The following is a 15,322-nucleotide window of genomic DNA, read 5'->3' on the forward strand; positions in this document are numbered from 1 at the left end:
ATCTTAATTCCTAATATTGACCGCGAGAAAACCTATACCGTCGATTACGATATCCCAGCTTTCAATGAGCGCCTGATATTGCTCGAGCATCGTTGCTTCTGCAATGGAACTGGGATCGGCAGCAGCGAGGAGTTGGTCGCGTTGTGCAACGATTCGCGCGATCTCCGCACCAATCGGCTCAGCAAGGTCCTGGGCCAGTGTTTGCCGTGCCATTGGGATAAGTTCGGTCTGAGCACGGTGCAAACAGCCAGCCAAATCTCCGTCGTAACGCTGCACAAAGCTCTCGACTTCGTCGCCGCCAAGATCACGCCAGCGCGGACTCGATCCGCCAGGCTTCAGCGATGACCGCAGAACACCAAGTGCCTGCCCGTCGACCGGATTTTCGGCCAGGAGTGGCACAAATAACGGCCGGCGACGCGTGCCAAAGATTGCCTCGGCGAGGTTAAGTAGGCTGGGTGATATGTCCGCTGAACTAAGATGCGGCCGGGCTGCAATGATAACCTCGAGGCCGATGAATTCGGCCGTGCCTGGTGCTTGGCACGCAATTGCATAGGTGCGGCCCGTCAGCTTCTGGCCAAGTGCTGCAACGATGGCGTCGAACAGCGGGTTTCCATAGGTGAAGAACTCAATGTTACGCTGCCGCTGAGCGAGGTTGCGCCGAAACGTGCCGACGCGTTTTCCGATTTCACCAGTACCGTCGCGATCAACAACTGTAATCTCACCATGGCGGATGTCGTCTGGGCGCAAGGTCCATATTCCATCTGTGTCGTCTGCGCCTTTGTAGCGTGACACACCTTTCCCTCCGGCCAGCAATCGAAAATAGTCTAGGAACGCTGTCTCGAGTTCAGTCTCATTATCTGCAGCAGGCGTACGGACAAATCGTTCGGCGCGCACTGCGTGGTAAGAGGCCTCGTCGAGCAATGCTTCACTGTCATCGCGAACCCGTTCGTTTGCTGCCATGACACTAAGTGCAGGGGCTAAATCAGACAGCGCGTCCCGCCCCCCGGCAAGCGCAGCATCGATAATCTGATCCTGAATGTGCCGGAGTGAGAATTCCAGGCCGCTCACGGAGGAGCCGAAGAGATCTAGGCCTTCATTGTAGCATGCATACAGTCCGGCTTCCCAGGCTCCGGAGCTAACGCAGACGTGCGAAACTACTTCGGTCGACACCAATTCACGCCCAAGGCGGTCGAGACGACCAATGCGTTGCTCGATAACGGCGGGCTGCCACGGAAGATCCATATGTACAAGGCTGTGCGCAAACTGGAAATTTCGACCCTCGCCACCGCTCTCGTCGCTGACCATGACCATCACATGCGGCTCGGCGCGAAATCGGCGAACATTTTCCTCCTTCGCCATATCATCAAGATCACTGCGGAACTCAGTGACTGCCTTGTCGCCGAAACGATTTCGCAAGGTTTGGGCCAGTCGATCGGCAGCGCCGGGGAAGCCCGCAAACACCAGCGTCTTGCGGCCTTGGCCGATTTCCACCGCGACCAGCTCGGCCAATGCCTCTGATCGTCCTGCCGATGTGCGGGAGGATCGCCAGATTGCGACCAGCCTGTGTGCGTTCGCGAGCAGCCCCGGTTCGACATGCGCTTTGACGCCAGCACATGCGGTCTCGAGGAGTACCCTCCAACGTTCACCGCCCATACCAACGACACCGTTAAGCATCTCTATACCGTAGGAATTGACTTTCGATGCCTTGGCACGCTTCAGCGAATCGAGCACATCAAGTGTCGAGCTTGGATCAACCAGCGCCTGCAGAAGCACCTGTGCAAATGGTCGAAGAATGTCAGCGGAAAGGTCCGGAATTTTAGCAAGGCTACCCAGAAGTTCCTGAACAGCATCGACCGCTTCGCCCTCGATTTGATCAGCATCGTATAGGAGCAGTGCTGGCATCCGCGTGATAGCGGCAAGGCGATCCTGGCTGATAAGTCGTTCGCGGCGATTACGAAGAATGCGTCGGTTAACTCGATAGCGATCTGAAATGAGTGTATGTACTTGACGCGCAATGACACCGACGCTGGCTGCATCGTTTTCAGCAGCGGCCAACATAGCCTGCAGTTGCCTATCGCTTTGAAGGATGGGCAATGAAAGAAGGCGATCGAGGCGATCGATCACGTCTTCTGTACTAGCTTCCCCCTCATCGAGATCAGCCAGGTCATGCGACAGAAGATTAAGCCGGCGCCCGAGTTGTTCCTGCGCACCATAAATGGCGAGGAAAGTCTCTTCTTTGGTGCCGCCAGGCCCATATGCACGCGGATCCAGCAGTCCGAGCAATCGATAGAGTTCAGATTCGCGCCGTCGAACTGGGACAGCGCTCAACAGGAGGAGATCGCGAGCCTTCAATGAGAGTCTCTGGACCAGATCGTACAGATGCGGGGTGTTGAGCAGATGATGAACCTCATCGACTACCACTAGATCCCATGGGACTTCGAGCAAATCCTCGTCAAGCCCGTCGAGTGCAAAATTGGTTGAGCAGATCAGCTTCGACCAGTTGTTGAGATCAACTGCTTCGATCGGATGCAGGTCAGCAAGCTTGAAACCTTGACCGCCGAAGCTACTATGCATTTCACAAAGCCATTGGCGCGTCAGGGGCCCCGGCGTCAGGATAAGAATCCGCGCATTTGGTCGACGGGATAATAGATCATGAAGAATGATCCCAGCTTCTATCGTCTTTCCTAGCCCAACTTCATCGGCAAGAATATAGCGGCGCACCGGGTCAAGAATGACCGTGCCCGCGACGAAGGCTTGGTGCGGATGTAAATCGATCCGACTAGCAAGAAGGGCGCGAAGGCCGCCGACCTGGCGATTAAAGCGGCCCAGCGAGATAAGCAAGCGGTGGCGTGCACTGAAGACCGCATAGTCGTCAGCCCGTCCTTCGAGTATGCGATTTGGTAGACTGTCGGCGAAACTTGCGGGGAGAGGCAGGAGTTCGATTTCACTGACATTGGCACCGAGGCCATCCTCAACATAAGTGATACGGTAGTGTCGGGGACCGGCAGAGTCACTTTCAATTGTCGCGCCAACGACACATTGACCATGCGGTCCGATGGCGAGAGCGCCCGATCGCAGAACGGTTCGTTTGAAATCACGGCCTTCGATCGCTTCGCGGGAAAAAAGCTGGCGACCGCCGCTATCGCACAGGCGCAACTCGACACGGGCACCGTCGATCTTTAAGATTTTGCACGAACCAAAATGACGATGTTGGACGAGGAATCCAAGCATTGCTGAAGCGGGAGACGATACCGGGGTTTTCATTTGAGATTTAAAAACGAAGGCTAAATGCGAATGCAAACCAAGGATCGAGACCGCATTTCAGCGGCATCTCACCATTACTCAGTTTCGAATCGTGTGCTTCAGCCATTACATGCTCCCACGTCTATGATGGTGCATGGGTAGCGCGGATGCAATCGCCGAATAGTTAACCTTTGACCATTCAGGATGCGCTAAACACTTGCCATCCTTTGATTCTTAGCGCGCAAGCTGGACACTCACTGCATCCATAGCCCCAGTCATGTAAGACGTCATGCTCGCCGCGATAGCAGGTGTGGGTGCCTCTGCGGATGAGATCGACCAGCCGTTTACCGCCGATCGATTCCGCCAAACCCCAAGTCTGCGCCTTGTCCAGCCACATTAGCGGCGTGTGGACGACAGAGCGGCTACCCATGCCCAGATTGAGGGTTACCTGCAGCGACTTGAGCGTGTCGTCACGGCAATCCGGATAACCCGAATAGTCAGTCTCACACATACCGCCAATGAGATGCCGCAACTCTCGGCGCGAGGCGAGCGCTGCGGCCAGTGTAAAGAAGAGCAGATTGCGGCCGGGCACGAAGGTGTTGGGGAGACCATCTGCGCGCAGCGCAATTTCAGCATCGCGCGTCAGTGCCGTTTCACTCACTTGACCTAGCAGCGAGAGGTCAAGCATGTGATCCAGTCCAAGCCTACCGGCCCAGGTGGGATTCAATTTGACCACCTTCGCGCGAAACTCCTCGCGGCATTCTAGCTCAACGCGGTGACGCTGGCCGTAGTCGAATCCTATGGTTTCGACGGTCTCAAACCGGTCAAGCGCCCAAGCGAGGCATGTGGCGCTGTCTTGGCCGCCGGAAAAAAGTACGAGTGCGCCATTGCCACCGGTCACGCCGGAACTTCCTCGCCCCAATAGGAACAAGCCTCGCCGCTGCTGTCCCGGTACACGCTGACCTTGGACAGATTGCCGACCTCTGGCGAAAGCCGGTCCCAGATCCAGCGGCTGAGATTTTCCATGGTCGCTGGTCCCAGGTCATTGATCTCGTCGAGGAAGCGGTGGTCGAGCGCGTCGCGGGCGTCGTCCATGATGCGTTCGAGCAGCCCTAAGTCGACCACCATGCCGGTGACCGGATCGGGGCAACCGCGCACGGTCACCTCAGCGCGGTAACTGTGGCCATGGATACGTCGGCTCGATTCGGTGTTAATCGACCGATCAAGGGTATGGGCAGCGTCGAAGCGAAACTGTTTGCTGAGTTCGAACATCAGCGGATTCCGATCATCTTGTGCGACTGGAGCGACAATCTCCAACGCGGGTTGTCGGTGCAATAGGCAATCGCGGCCTTGAGATTAGCGGCCGCGGCTAGCGAGTCCATCGGCTGTATAAAGAAATGGCTAAACGCCAGATGTTCAAAGTTGTGAGGCGCAGCGCTTGCCTGAGGGTACACGAGTTTCAGTTCATGGCCGGACTTCACCACTAGGTCGGCATCAGCCTTGGGACTAACGCAGATCCAATCGATACCGGCGGGCGGAACCAGCGTCCCGTTGGTCTTCACGCCAATCTCGAAATCGCGAGCATGGAGCGCTGCGACCAATGCATCGTCCACCTGGAGCAAAGGCTCGCCGCCAGTCAGCACGACATAACGATTGATTGCGGCTCCATTCCATTCGACCGCAATCGCGTCGGCAAGTGCGTCGGCATCAGCAAAGCGCCCGCCTCCGCTCCCATCCATCCCTACGAAGTCGGTATCGCAGAAAGTGCAGACCGAGGCTGCGCGGTCGGTCTCGCGGCCCGACCAGAGGTTACAGCCGGCAAAACGGCAGAAGACTGCGGCGCGGCCCATTTGCGCGCCTTCGCCCTGCAGAATCTTGAAAATCTCTTTGACCGCGTAGCTCATGCGGTCCCCGCTTCGGGTTCGAACAAGGGCACGGGTGCGGCCTTGCGACGCTTACGTTGGTCGGCCTTCACAATACCGATCAGATAATGTTTGAGTAATGCGATATCGCGATTAACGTTCTGGAGGCTATTCCAGCGGCGGACCTCGCCCGACAATTCCCATTCGCCGCTGGTCCAGGCGGTTTTGTCCCTTAAACATTCGAGTCCCTCGCGGAACTCCTCGACGCTGCGCGCTTCGGAGCGCTGCGCGAGCACTTCCATGACATCGCCCAACGCCTGGATGCCAGCGCCGTGCAGGAGCCGCGAGGTCGCGGGCTTCTGGCCGTGCCAGGCCTCGGGCCACACCTTCTTTACAGCTTCAAAGAAATTGGAGACGAGGCGGACGCAACGCTCGACGCCCTTGGGGGTACGGATCAACTCACGCATCACGCCGTTGGTGAGCGATTCCATGATGATTCGCTGCATCACTGTATCGGCGATGATTCCCTCTGGGCAGGTATGCTGCTTGATATACCCCCTGAGGGCGGTGTTCTCGAAATTGAGGCGGGCGGTGAGATCGGAGGCGACCGACCGGCGGCCGAGCCGCGGCGGCAGATTGTCTACGGTCGGCAGCAGTTCGTAGATCAGCGACTTCGGCAGCGGCTTGGTATTGTTGATTAAGACGAACTGTCGGCGCAGCTCCGCCTCGTCGCGGCATATGAGTGCGGACACAAAGATCTGAAATTCGCGGTCTACCTCGGCCAGCGCAGACAGGCGCTGCTGGCCATCGACGACTAAGCCGGGCACGCCGCTGCTCATGTCGATCGACAGCCGCATGGTGCCATTGCCGAGATCCTCGACCTCGACGCGATCGGTGAAGGCAACGACGATCGGATTTGGGAGGACGGAATTCGGCTGCTCGAGGTAGTCACGAATCTCACGGATGTGCGCGGCGACCTGCGGGCGTTGGAACCCGCTGAGTTCACCCTGCGCGTCGCGGCCGATGCGCTCGATAGCGGCGAATTGGAGCACATCCGCCGCTGTAGTCGCGAAGCTGAGCACACGGTGTTCACTGCTCTGTTGCGCACAGACGGCGAGGTAGGTCATTGGGGCTAACGGCACGCTTCAAATCCAGTCGTTCAATATGGTCGTGGTAGACCGCGAGATTGTGAATCCCGCGGCGCTTGTTGCGGTTGCTGCCGCGAAAGATGATCACATCGATCGCGGCGTCCTGGCAGATCTTGCATGTACATTGCTTCCAGGGACGTTCAGTCAGGGTAACGCGATAGCGCTGCGCGAGCCGCGCCAGCGCGATGCTGTCCTTGCAGTCTTCAAAGGGCTTTTCCTCGATCAGCGGAGCGCTGTAAACGAGGACATTGTGAAGGGTTTCCTCAAGGTCGGCGGCGCCGCGATCAAACGCGCGCAACGAATTAAGCGCCAGCGCCTCGAGACGCACCAGTTCCTCGGCACGAAAAATACCCTTCTTGACCCCGCGCTGGAGTTTGGGGTTCTCGATTGCCTGGGGCACACGGATTGACGTGAAATAGCGCAGGCCGAAACCGTCGCCGGGCAGGTAGTAGTTCTGCTTGGCGTCCTTGAAAGCGCGGATCAGCGGCGAGGTCGTGTCGAAGCTGGCGATGTCATAGCCGTGGAAGCTGGCGATATCGTCGGCCTTGGCGAACCCCAAGATATGCAACCGGGTCGATGCAGGCACGGCGTCGCGGATCGCCTCGAGGACCAGCTTGATCTCGGGTGACTTCAAGGGGACCATGCCGCCGATCGCGAGATAGTCATAGCCCATAGTCACAAGTCGGCGCGCCGCCTCGGCCATGCTGCCCGGCGACCAGCCCTGGACCACGCCTAAGGGTGTGAAGCTTGCGTCGATCGCCTTCGCCTCGCGGCGGAAGGCATCGGCATTTTCAAGCGTGATCTCGAATCGCGCCTTTGCGTCATCGCTGCCGCCGCTCATCCCTTGGATGGCGGGATCGAATTCGAAGATGATGTGATCGACCGAGCAGCCATGGGTGAAACCGCATTCGTCGTAGAATTCGGCCATCTCCCCGGCCGAATAGGGCGGACGCTCTTCCTGCACATAGGTGAAGGCGCCGCAGTCGCCGAAAATGTCGAGATGCGCGAACTCGGGTTTGTCCAGCCGCAAAAACTTTCGCACGCCGACCAGGTGGAAACGGCGCGCCTGGCTGGCCGTGTATTTGCCTTTTACGCGGTGGTCGCCAACGATGCCGCGTGATACCAGCACGCCATCATAAGGCGCATAACCCAGGATCTCATGCGGATAGGCGTCGTCCCAATAGGGCTGACGCTCGGCACGACTTCGGTCGCCGATAAAATCGAACGCAGGATCGACATAATCGAGGCTATCGGCGAAAATGAACTTCATGGCGCCCCGCGCGCTAGGTCGCGCTCGACATGCATCAGATGGTCGCTGAGCTTGGTAATGTGCTGCGAGGTCGACTGGATCTCATTCCAAACCAAGCCCAAGCCCTTCCAAGTACCACTGGTCCAACAACAATGCGGCGCCAAGCGCTGCAGCGTTGCGCGCACAGCGGCGGCCTTGTCGGCAGCAGCATCGGCGCGTAGCATAATCGTATCCATCAATGCGCCCATCGCGCGAATGCCGGCCGAGTGCATGAGCCGGCTTTCAGTCGCTGGCTTGCCCCAGGCATCAGGGAAGATGTCGCGTACCGCAGTCCAGTAGAGCAGCATCGCGCCATACATAGCTTCGGTATCGTTGCCGTCGCCAATGTGCTTGTATTGCCCGAGAGCGCCTGCGGGCGTCTTCAAGCTCGCCTTCATGGTCTCGATCAGCGCGCTGTCAGTGACGATGCCCGCGCGGTCCTTGGCGTCGGACTCGCGCTTGATCAGCTTGAAGAAGGGCGATTTGGGGTCGGTGTTGAGCGCTTCGCACAAGGTGCTCGGCAACTGTTTGGCAGCGAGATTACGCGGCAGCAGGACGCTCACTTCGGGTAGCAACTCGTTGATCAGTCCGGTCGGCAGTTTGCGGGCCTTGTTCACGAGGATGAACTGCTCCCGCTGGATTGCGAGTTCGTCGGAAACAAACCCGATCACTGGCACAGCGATCGAAGGGTCCTTTGCGGCCCCCAATGCCAATGAACGCTGCTGACCGTCGACGATCCAAGCGGCTCGATGGCCTTCGGGATATAGTGGTATCTTGAGAGTGCCGGTCTCACCGACCTCACAGGCCTGGTCGGGCGAGCGGCCTCGAGAGCGGGCAAACTCGACCTCTGGTGACATAGCAAGGATAATTGCATTAGGAAAAAGCACTGGGCCACTGTCGAGAAACGCAGTGATTTCTTTGACATGACCGCGGATTTCCCGGCGCTGGAAGCCCTTAAGTTCTTGCTCTTCGCGGCGGATACGGCTGATATCAGCGATGCGATTGATATCGGAGCCGTAAAGGAAGAAGGCGAACACGCCGGTCCGGTTTCCCTGCTCCGAGCGGACCGCGCGAACCTTGAGATGCTCGCGTCCGATCATGCCTTCTCGCCGCGCACTTGGCGCGCAAGATCCGCAAATCGCCCTTGCTCGCACGCTACCCCGAGCTTATCACGTAAGCGCCGCAACAGCCGCGCGGTGCTGCCGCGCTCGGCATCCCAATGATCGCGGATAAGGCTCAGAACTGCCGAATCGTCGAGTCGCTGTCGACTAAATCGAACTGGCATGCGCCATCCATCAAGCGCCGCCGCTACAGCCGCGCCATGCTCGCCGGCTGATCGGTCATCTCCTTCATTGACAATGTAGTCGCTAAAATGATGCACGGCACGCCCAGCAAAGTCACCGCGCGTTCCGCGGACACGACTATCGGGTCCGTCGAGCCTGTCATCATAGGGCATTACGAACGGCCGGAGCGGAGGCGCAAGTCGCTCCAACGGCGCCCGCGTAAACAGCCGCAGTCGCGCCAATGTCTCGGCTGGCAGAGCACAAAGGTCGCCTGTGATCATCTCGATGTAAGTCTCGGAAAGCGCCGCGCAGATTAACCCCCCTGTTGACGCAAATGCCCCTTCCAGCGACTCGGAAAATGGCGACACTTCTACGAGCGCCTTCCACCAACAAGCTACCGAATAGTCTCCTTTCACCCGTGACGCGATGCTGTCGGGCGCCTCAGCGAGCACGGTGCAGGCATAAGCCGGAACACGTGTATGAGCCCACACAAGGCCAAGCCCTGCCGAAACGATCAGCAACGGCGCACTTAGCAGATTAGCGGCGAGTGATGCTTCCCTGAACGAGCGCCCGCCGTAAATGTCGCAGGCAGAAAAGAGATCGTTCTGTCCAGACAGGCGCGCTGCCCAGCGGCCCGCCACATCATCAATAGGTCCTGGTTGAAGTGCGGCTACATGGAGGCGATCGGGAACCGTCTTGCGCTTGCGATTTGTGCAGGTCGTGATCACAAGCGTCATTAATTACCTTCCCATTGCCCACAAACTTTATCGCATAAATCCCTAACCGGCTATCGAAACTTTTCCAAATTTAATGCGGCAAAATGTGTGGATATTCAGTTCCTCAACCCTCCGAATTCGCCCTATCCGCAAGAATTTTTCTTAAAATTCAACTGCGCGACCTGAAAATCGGCGACAAACCTGGACCAGGCCTGGGCGTGCACTAAGCCATGATCACCTCACCAGAACGAAGGGCTAGCCACCGCAAGGGTCAGACAAGAGCATGCTATCCGATTTTTACCATCAAGACCGTTTAGAGGCCCCCAAGACAATGGCAGCTAACGATAGGATCGCGAGGACAGCAAAATAACCGATATTAGGTTCGAAACAGACCTGCCACACTAGCAACAAATGCTAGCTGCCGCTGCGCCGTATGACGATCTAAGCTTCTGATAAATATTAATAATTTGACAGATCCCGTCAAATTTGCTACGGTGTTTTGGCAGCAGCTATTTGTACGCCATGCTGCTTGCCCACCATCGAGAGGTCAACCCTATGTCCCGAGCCCCTGCGCGGGTGCTGGAGGCGGCTGACGTGTGCCGGTTGCTGGCGCATGTTGGCGCGCTCAGACACCCTGCGCGCAACACACTCATCGTTACACTGAGCTTCAAGGCTGGCCTTCGGGCGGGCGAGATCGCCGGGCTTACTTGGCCCATGGTCCTTACCACGACTGGTCATATCGGCGACCAGCTACGTATCTCCAACGGGATCGCCAAATATAGCAGCGGCAGGATTATCCCGATGCACGGTGACCTTCGCAAAGCGATGCGCGCCTGGCACCGGGAGTGCGGTCGACCGACTATTGGCCCGGTCATCGTGTCGGAACGAGGTGGAGCGATGACCGCCCGGAGCATCGTCAACTGGTTCCACGAGGCCTATGCCGCGCTCGATCTGACCGGATGCTCGTCGCACTCAGGCCGCCGCACGTTCATCACGCGCTCCGCCCGCGCCATTTCAAAGGTCGGCGGATCACTGCGCGACGTGCAGGAGCTTGCTGGCCACCGCGCACTGTCCACAACCGAACGCTACATCGAGGGCGACCGTGTTGCCCAACGCAGGCTCATCAGCCTGATCTGATCGGCCAGAGCTGATCGTCCTACCCGCAGCTCGCAGCCACAAACCCTCCCACCATCGTCAAACTACAGGAGACTTGGCCATGAACCGCCAAAGTGAAGACGCACGCCTATCGCCCGCGCAGGACCGCATGCAAAAGATACGCACCCTCAACGACAGCTTGCGCAAGGGCAAAAGCTCGGGCCGCACCCTGCTGACCCAGGGCATCATCAGCCTGGGCGATCAAGCGGTCGCTTCCATCCTGACTGCCGTCCACGACTTCGACGCCTTCTCGCCCGACAATGATCCCTATGGCGAACACGATTTCGGATCGTTCGAACATGCTGGCGAGCGCATGTTCTGGAAGATCGAGTATTACGACAGCGACTGCCTGTCAGGCTCGCCCGATCCGTCAGACCCTACCGTCACTACGCGGGTGCTGACCGTCATGCTGGCGCGAGAATACTGATGCACCAGCACCGCTGCGCAACGGCGACCTCGATCGCCACGGAGCTGCCACCCTATTGCCAAGGCGATCTGGATGGCTTGTGCGGACCCTATGCGCTGATCAACGCGCTCCGCATCACTCTTGAACCCTTTCGTATCATCAGCGACGACCAAGCACGCGACCTGCTGCGCCAGATGGTCGACCACGCCATCCCGCCCAAGCAGATGGCAGAAAGCCTGCGCGACGGCATCACTTTGCCCAAGCTGCGCAAGATGGCGATGCTGCTAGCCGAACTAGCCACCGACAAGGTGACCGGAGTCCAGCTGATCGAGATCAGCGCGGCTAACGAGGCGGAGCGCTGGGAGACACTGTCCCTTTTGGTGGAAGCAGGCTCGCCCGTGCTGTTCCATGACAACACGATCGACCATTACACCGTTGCCATCGGCCTCACTGCCAGCAGGGTCAGGCTCTATGAAGGCGATGGGCAGCAATGGCTTGCGCGCGTTGGCCTGAGGCTGCGCCACGCAATGGCTTTTATCGTCGAGCCTGCTTGATCAAATCCCCGCACGGTCGGTCAGAGCAGCAACGGTGAGGCCCAGCGCCGTTGCCACTCGCTTTACATTCAGGATCGTCACGTTGCGTTCGCCACGCGCAATCTTGCCCATGTGAGAGCGATCAGTGCCCGTAGTATCGGTCAATGCCCCCTACGACATTTCACGCTCGCTGCGAACAAGTCTGATGCCATCGCCAAGCGCGACTACACTTACAGGCAGCACCGGCAGGCGACAAACCGCCAAACCATTGACACCTTCTTTCCCGAATGATCCGGTGACATAAAGTGCGCCGCAGGATGCCACCGTTCGTCCTCGGTCACAGCCGATTTTATGGCTGATTTTATGACCAAAGGCATGTTATCCGGCATAATCGTTGGAAAACTAGGATTTCAAAGCGGACTCCGTCTCCGCCACCGGCTACCCCTGCAATCCTGGTGGAACTGCCAATCTTGATCGAGAGCCGAGCCAGCCTTCCGTCAAATGGTCCCTCAATTAGGGGCTGCTGGCATAGCAACCTCGTCGCCCTTTTGCCAAAGAGGACGTTCTTGCCAATCGAGTGTCAGTCCGCATTCGCTGTACGCCTGGAAAAAGCGGTTCGCCCGGAAAGCGTCTGGCGATACCCGTAAGGATGCCGAGATCGGGCTGTTGAAGCGTGATTTGGCCCGAGTGACCGAGGAGCGCGACATCCAAAAAAAAGCCACCGCGTACTTCGCCAGGGATGCAAAGTGAGATACGTGTTTGTTGCCGAGCATCGTGACCAGTTCCAGGTTCGCTTGTGTCGTTGTTTGCGCATCCAGCCCAGTGGCTTCTATGCCTGGCAGAAGAGCCCTCGGAGCCAACGGGCTTAAGACGATGCCCGGCAAACCGAGCTGATCCGTCAGGCCTGGAACGACAGCGGCAATTGCCGCGACAATGCCGTCGCCGAGACCTTCTTCTCGTCGCTCAAGCGCGAACGCATCCGGCGCAGGACCTACAAAACACGAGAGGAAGCCCGACAGGACGTGTTCGATTCCATCGAGATGTTCTCCCCCCCTCCGCGCAAACGGATCAGGAGTGGGATGCTATCGCCCGTCGAATTTTAACGATAGCGGATTTTGAAAGCACAAGGCGCCTAGAAGACCAGGCGCTGTTCAACCATGTGCGGAAAGCTCAAAGACCGGCGCCGCATCCACACCCGGTACGATCTATGCGCCCACACCTTCATGTCGGCCATCTGCAATGAGTCCTGAGCCTAGGGCCGTGACAGGAGACAAACACGGGCCGGCCTCACGCCCCCGCGACATTCAATCTCCCAGCCAGCGCGGGACGATACCCAGACGTGGAATTGTGGCGTTCAATGCCTGACAGTGTGGCCGGACCGGCACAGCCCAGCACCAGCTCTCGACACCACGATTGACAAATCTCAAAAAATAATCTGATTATGTTATTGTCGCGGCCAGGGGGAGCGCTGCTGCAATAGGGAGGGTGATGTGACCAGATCAGGATTGATGTCGAGTGCAGCAGCGGTGTTCATGGCCGTGAGCCCGGGAGTGGTCGCCGCGCAGGATGATATCGCCTCGGACGAAAGCACCGAGAGCCGCGCCACCACCGGCGAGATCATCGTCACTGCCCGCAAGCGCGAGGAGCGTCTGGTTGATGTGCCCGGCCCAATCACCGCGCTTTCGCCCAGCCAGATCACCGACGCCCGCTTGCAGGAGCCGCGCGATCTGCTGCTGCAGGTGCCGGGGGCCTTCCTTGTCGAAAACAACGCCGGGACCGCGCGCGACATCTCTATCCGCGGGGTCGGGACACCGACGCTCTTCGCGGAGCCGGGCGTCGCAATGTATGTCGACGAAATCTATTCGAGCGGCTTCATCAGCTTCCCCACCCAGTTCTACGATTTGGAACGGGTCGAAGTACTGCGCGGGCCGCAGGGCGCGCTGTATGGCCGCAATGCGGTCGGCGGGGCGGTCAATGTCATCTCCAAGCGGCCGACCGGCGAATTTGCGGGACTGGTGCGCGGTACGCTTGCCCGCTACGACCGGCGGGAGATCGAGGCGATGGCCAACCTCCCCGTGAGCGACAGCTTCGGGGTGCGCTTCTCGGGCCTATACATCGATCAGGATAAGGGAGAGTATCTCAACACCGTCACCAACGAGTTCATCGACCGGCATGATTCGATCAGCGGCAGGGTGGTAGCGCGCTTTGCTCCGGCAGGCGGGTTCAGCGCAACCCTTACCTATGAACATACCGATGCCGACACGCCCGGTACCGCCCTGTTCTTCCGCGACGCGGGCGAAACGCGCCGCACCATCCGCCGCGACACGCAACCGCGCAACAGCTATAATGTCGACCGGATCGCCGCAGAGCTTGCCTATGAAAGCGAAACCGCAGGCACCTTCACGCTGATTGCAGGCGGGCGCGACTACAAGCTGCGTGGTGTGGAAGACACCGATCTTTCGGCCAACATCATCCCCAACCTGGCCACCGGCGACCTCGGCCAGCAGGTTACCACCCGGTTCAACCGGGTCGAAAGCCGCAATGTCGAATTGCGCTGGCTCTCGCCGCAATGGGGCGCGGTCTCGGTGCTCGCCGGGATCACCTATCTCGACGAGAGTGCGACGGGAGACATCGCCACGGATCTCGTCAGCATCCGCACCTTTCTTGGCGGTGGAACGGTGCCCTTCGTGCTTGGCATCGCCAATGATCAGTCGCTCGAATCCTGGGCCGGGTTCATAGAGGCCGATATCGCGCTGGCCGACGACATCAGCCTGATCGCTAGCGCGCGCTACACCGATGATACCAAGCGGGTGAACTTCGCCTTCAACCCCACGCCAGGGCTCGCCGGGTTCGGGCTGGTGCCCCAAACCGCCAACCTGACGCGCGGGTTCAACCGCTTCACGCCGGGGGTGACCCTGTCGTGGACGCCGGGCGATGCCAATATCTACGCCAAGATCCAGACCGGCTTCCGTGCAGGGGGCTTCAACTTCAACGTCGCCAATGCGGCTAACCTCGAATACGGGCAGGAGACCTCGGTCAATTACGAGATCGGGGCCAAGACCACGCTGCTGGACGGCAAGGCGCTGATCGGGGTATCGGCCTATCTGCTGACGCAGGACGATGTGCTGGTGCCGTTTTTCGATTTTACCGCCGCACCAGGGCTTCAAGGCTTCCTCGACAACGCCGGCAAGGCCAAGACCTGGGGGATCGAGCTGGAAGGTTCGGTCACGCCGATCGAAGGCGTGACGCTGGGCGGCAGCCTGGGCTGGATGAACCCCGAATTCACCAGCGGCACCTTCATCCGGGGGCTGGGTACGGTCACGCCGCTCGACGGATTGCAACTGCCTGCGACGCGCGAATGGAGCTTTTCGCTTAACGCCGAGGTGCGCCGTCCACTGACCGACAGCATCGATGTGATCGCCAATGCGGCCTATTCGAACCGCTCAGGCGGGTTTCAGGATGTCGCCAATGCCTTCCGGATCGGTCAGATCGATCTGCTGAACCTGTCGGCGGGACTCGATTTCGGAGTCTTCGACGTGCTGGCCTTCGTCCAGAACGCTGGCAACAACCGCTTCGACATCGCGTTCGGCGGCAATCGCAACGGCACGTCGGGCGTCACCCAGGCGCCCGGGGCAACCTACGGGGTCTCGGCGCGGGTCAATTTCTGAAGCATCGCATCGGGGCCGGG

The 15,322-nt window shown here is 59.0% G+C and carries 12 protein-coding genes and 1 pseudogene; 5 read left to right on the forward strand and 8 right to left on the reverse strand.

Annotated elements, in window-relative coordinates:
• Window positions 1-3 precede the first annotated feature (3 nt).
• The 8 genes from IP68_RS19795 to IP68_RS20275 form a co-directional block, all read right to left on the reverse strand.
• Complete coding sequence (locus tag IP68_RS19795) at window positions 4-3,264, reverse strand: SNF2-related protein (protein ID WP_082382366.1); 3,261 nt, start codon at window positions 3,262-3,264, stop codon at window positions 4-6.
• A gap of 178 nt (window positions 3,265-3,442) precedes the next feature.
• Window positions 3,443-4,144 carry a 7-cyano-7-deazaguanine synthase QueC gene (queC, locus tag IP68_RS13735; RefSeq protein WP_054135565.1) on the reverse strand — a complete coding sequence of 234 codons (702 nt, stop codon included), beginning with the start codon at window positions 4,142-4,144 and terminating at the stop codon, window positions 3,443-3,445.
• Window positions 4,141-4,515, reverse strand: a complete 375-nt coding sequence (locus IP68_RS13740; protein ID WP_054135566.1) for a 6-carboxytetrahydropterin synthase — start codon at window positions 4,513-4,515, stop codon at window positions 4,141-4,143. The genes queC and IP68_RS13740 overlap by 4 nt, the downstream gene beginning before the upstream one ends.
• Complete coding sequence (gene queE, locus IP68_RS13745) at window positions 4,515-5,147, reverse strand: 7-carboxy-7-deazaguanine synthase (RefSeq protein ID WP_054135567.1); 633 nt, start codon at window positions 5,145-5,147, stop codon at window positions 4,515-4,517. The genes IP68_RS13740 and queE overlap by 1 nt, the downstream gene beginning before the upstream one ends.
• Window positions 5,144-6,232: a DGQHR domain-containing protein DpdB gene (gene dbpB / locus IP68_RS13750; protein WP_054135568.1), complete on the reverse strand. Its 1,089-nt coding sequence runs from the start codon at window positions 6,230-6,232 to the stop codon at window positions 5,144-5,146. The genes queE and dbpB (IP68_RS13750) overlap by 4 nt, the downstream gene beginning before the upstream one ends.
• Window positions 6,195-7,523, reverse strand: coding sequence for a tRNA-guanine transglycosylase DpdA (gene dpdA, locus IP68_RS13755; RefSeq protein WP_054135569.1), 1,329 nt, complete (start codon window positions 7,521-7,523; stop codon window positions 6,195-6,197). Before dpdA ends, dbpB (IP68_RS13750) begins: the two co-directional genes overlap by 38 nt.
• The gene (gene dbpB / locus IP68_RS13760; RefSeq protein ID WP_054135570.1) at window positions 7,520-8,641 is read right to left on the reverse strand and encodes a DGQHR domain-containing protein DpdB; all 1,122 of its coding nucleotides are present in this window, start codon (window positions 8,639-8,641) and stop codon (window positions 7,520-7,522) included. The genes dpdA and dbpB (IP68_RS13760) overlap by 4 nt, the downstream gene beginning before the upstream one ends.
• Window positions 8,638-9,561 (reverse strand): hypothetical protein, encoded by a 924-nt coding sequence (locus tag IP68_RS20275; RefSeq protein WP_156318154.1) that lies wholly within the window; start codon window positions 9,559-9,561, stop codon window positions 8,638-8,640. Before IP68_RS20275 ends, dbpB (IP68_RS13760) begins: the two co-directional genes overlap by 4 nt.
• A gap of 501 nt (window positions 9,562-10,062) precedes the next feature.
• Between IP68_RS20275 and IP68_RS13765 the strand changes: the two genes are divergently transcribed.
• The 5 genes and pseudogenes from IP68_RS13765 to IP68_RS13785 all read left to right on the forward strand — a co-directional run bounded on the left by IP68_RS13765 (window position 10,063) and on the right by IP68_RS13785 (window position 15,302).
• Entirely contained in the window at window positions 10,063-10,677 is a 615-nt protein-coding gene (locus IP68_RS13765; RefSeq protein ID WP_231684007.1) for a site-specific integrase, read from the forward strand.
• Between the two features lie 79 nt (window positions 10,678-10,756).
• Complete coding sequence (locus tag IP68_RS13770) at window positions 10,757-11,122, forward strand: DUF3768 domain-containing protein (protein ID WP_054135571.1); 366 nt, start codon at window positions 10,757-10,759, stop codon at window positions 11,120-11,122.
• Complete coding sequence (locus tag IP68_RS13775) at window positions 11,122-11,655, forward strand: hypothetical protein (RefSeq protein WP_054135572.1); 534 nt, start codon at window positions 11,122-11,124, stop codon at window positions 11,653-11,655. The genes IP68_RS13770 and IP68_RS13775 overlap by 1 nt, the downstream gene beginning before the upstream one ends.
• A gap of 480 nt (window positions 11,656-12,135) precedes the next feature.
• Window positions 12,136-12,737: pseudogene (locus tag IP68_RS19800) on the forward strand (IS3 family transposase).
• A 387-nt stretch (window positions 12,738-13,124) separates the two neighbouring features.
• Window positions 13,125-15,302, forward strand: coding sequence for a TonB-dependent receptor (locus IP68_RS13785; RefSeq protein ID WP_156318156.1), 2,178 nt, complete (start codon window positions 13,125-13,127; stop codon window positions 15,300-15,302).
• Window positions 15,303-15,322: the final 20 nt, after the last annotated feature.

The sequence above is a fragment of the Blastomonas sp. AAP25 genome, from assembly GCF_001295965.1.
GTDB classification, from domain to species: Bacteria; Pseudomonadota; Alphaproteobacteria; order Sphingomonadales; family Sphingomonadaceae; genus Blastomonas; species Blastomonas fulva.

What these genes read in the sequence shown, in the direction of transcription:
- IP68_RS19795 (WP_082382366.1), bottom strand. Translation starts at nt 3,264, where the DNA reads ATGAAAACCCCGGTATCGTCTCCCGCTTCAGCAATGCTTGGATTCCTC.
- IP68_RS13740 (WP_054135566.1), bottom strand. Translation starts at nt 4,515, where the DNA reads ATGTTCGAACTCAGCAAACAGTTTCGCTTCGACGCTGCCCATACCCTT.
- queE (WP_054135567.1), bottom strand. Translation starts at nt 5,147, where the DNA reads ATGAGCTACGCGGTCAAAGAGATTTTCAAGATTCTGCAGGGCGAAGGC.
- dbpB (WP_054135568.1), bottom strand. Translation starts at nt 6,232, where the DNA reads ATGACCTACCTCGCCGTCTGTGCGCAACAGAGCAGTGAACACCGTGTG.
- dpdA (WP_054135569.1), bottom strand. Translation starts at nt 7,523, where the DNA reads ATGAAGTTCATTTTCGCCGATAGCCTCGATTATGTCGATCCTGCGTTC.
- dbpB (WP_054135570.1), bottom strand. Translation starts at nt 8,641, where the DNA reads ATGATCGGACGCGAGCATCTCAAGGTTCGCGCGGTCCGCTCGGAGCAG.
- IP68_RS20275 (WP_156318154.1), bottom strand. Translation starts at nt 9,561, where the DNA reads ATGACGCTTGTGATCACGACCTGCACAAATCGCAAGCGCAAGACGGTT.
- IP68_RS13765 (WP_231684007.1), top strand. Translation starts at nt 10,063, where the DNA reads ATGCTGCTTGCCCACCATCGAGAGGTCAACCCTATGTCCCGAGCCCCT.
- IP68_RS13770 (WP_054135571.1), top strand. Translation starts at nt 10,757, where the DNA reads ATGAACCGCCAAAGTGAAGACGCACGCCTATCGCCCGCGCAGGACCGC.
- IP68_RS13775 (WP_054135572.1), top strand. Translation starts at nt 11,122, where the DNA reads ATGCACCAGCACCGCTGCGCAACGGCGACCTCGATCGCCACGGAGCTG.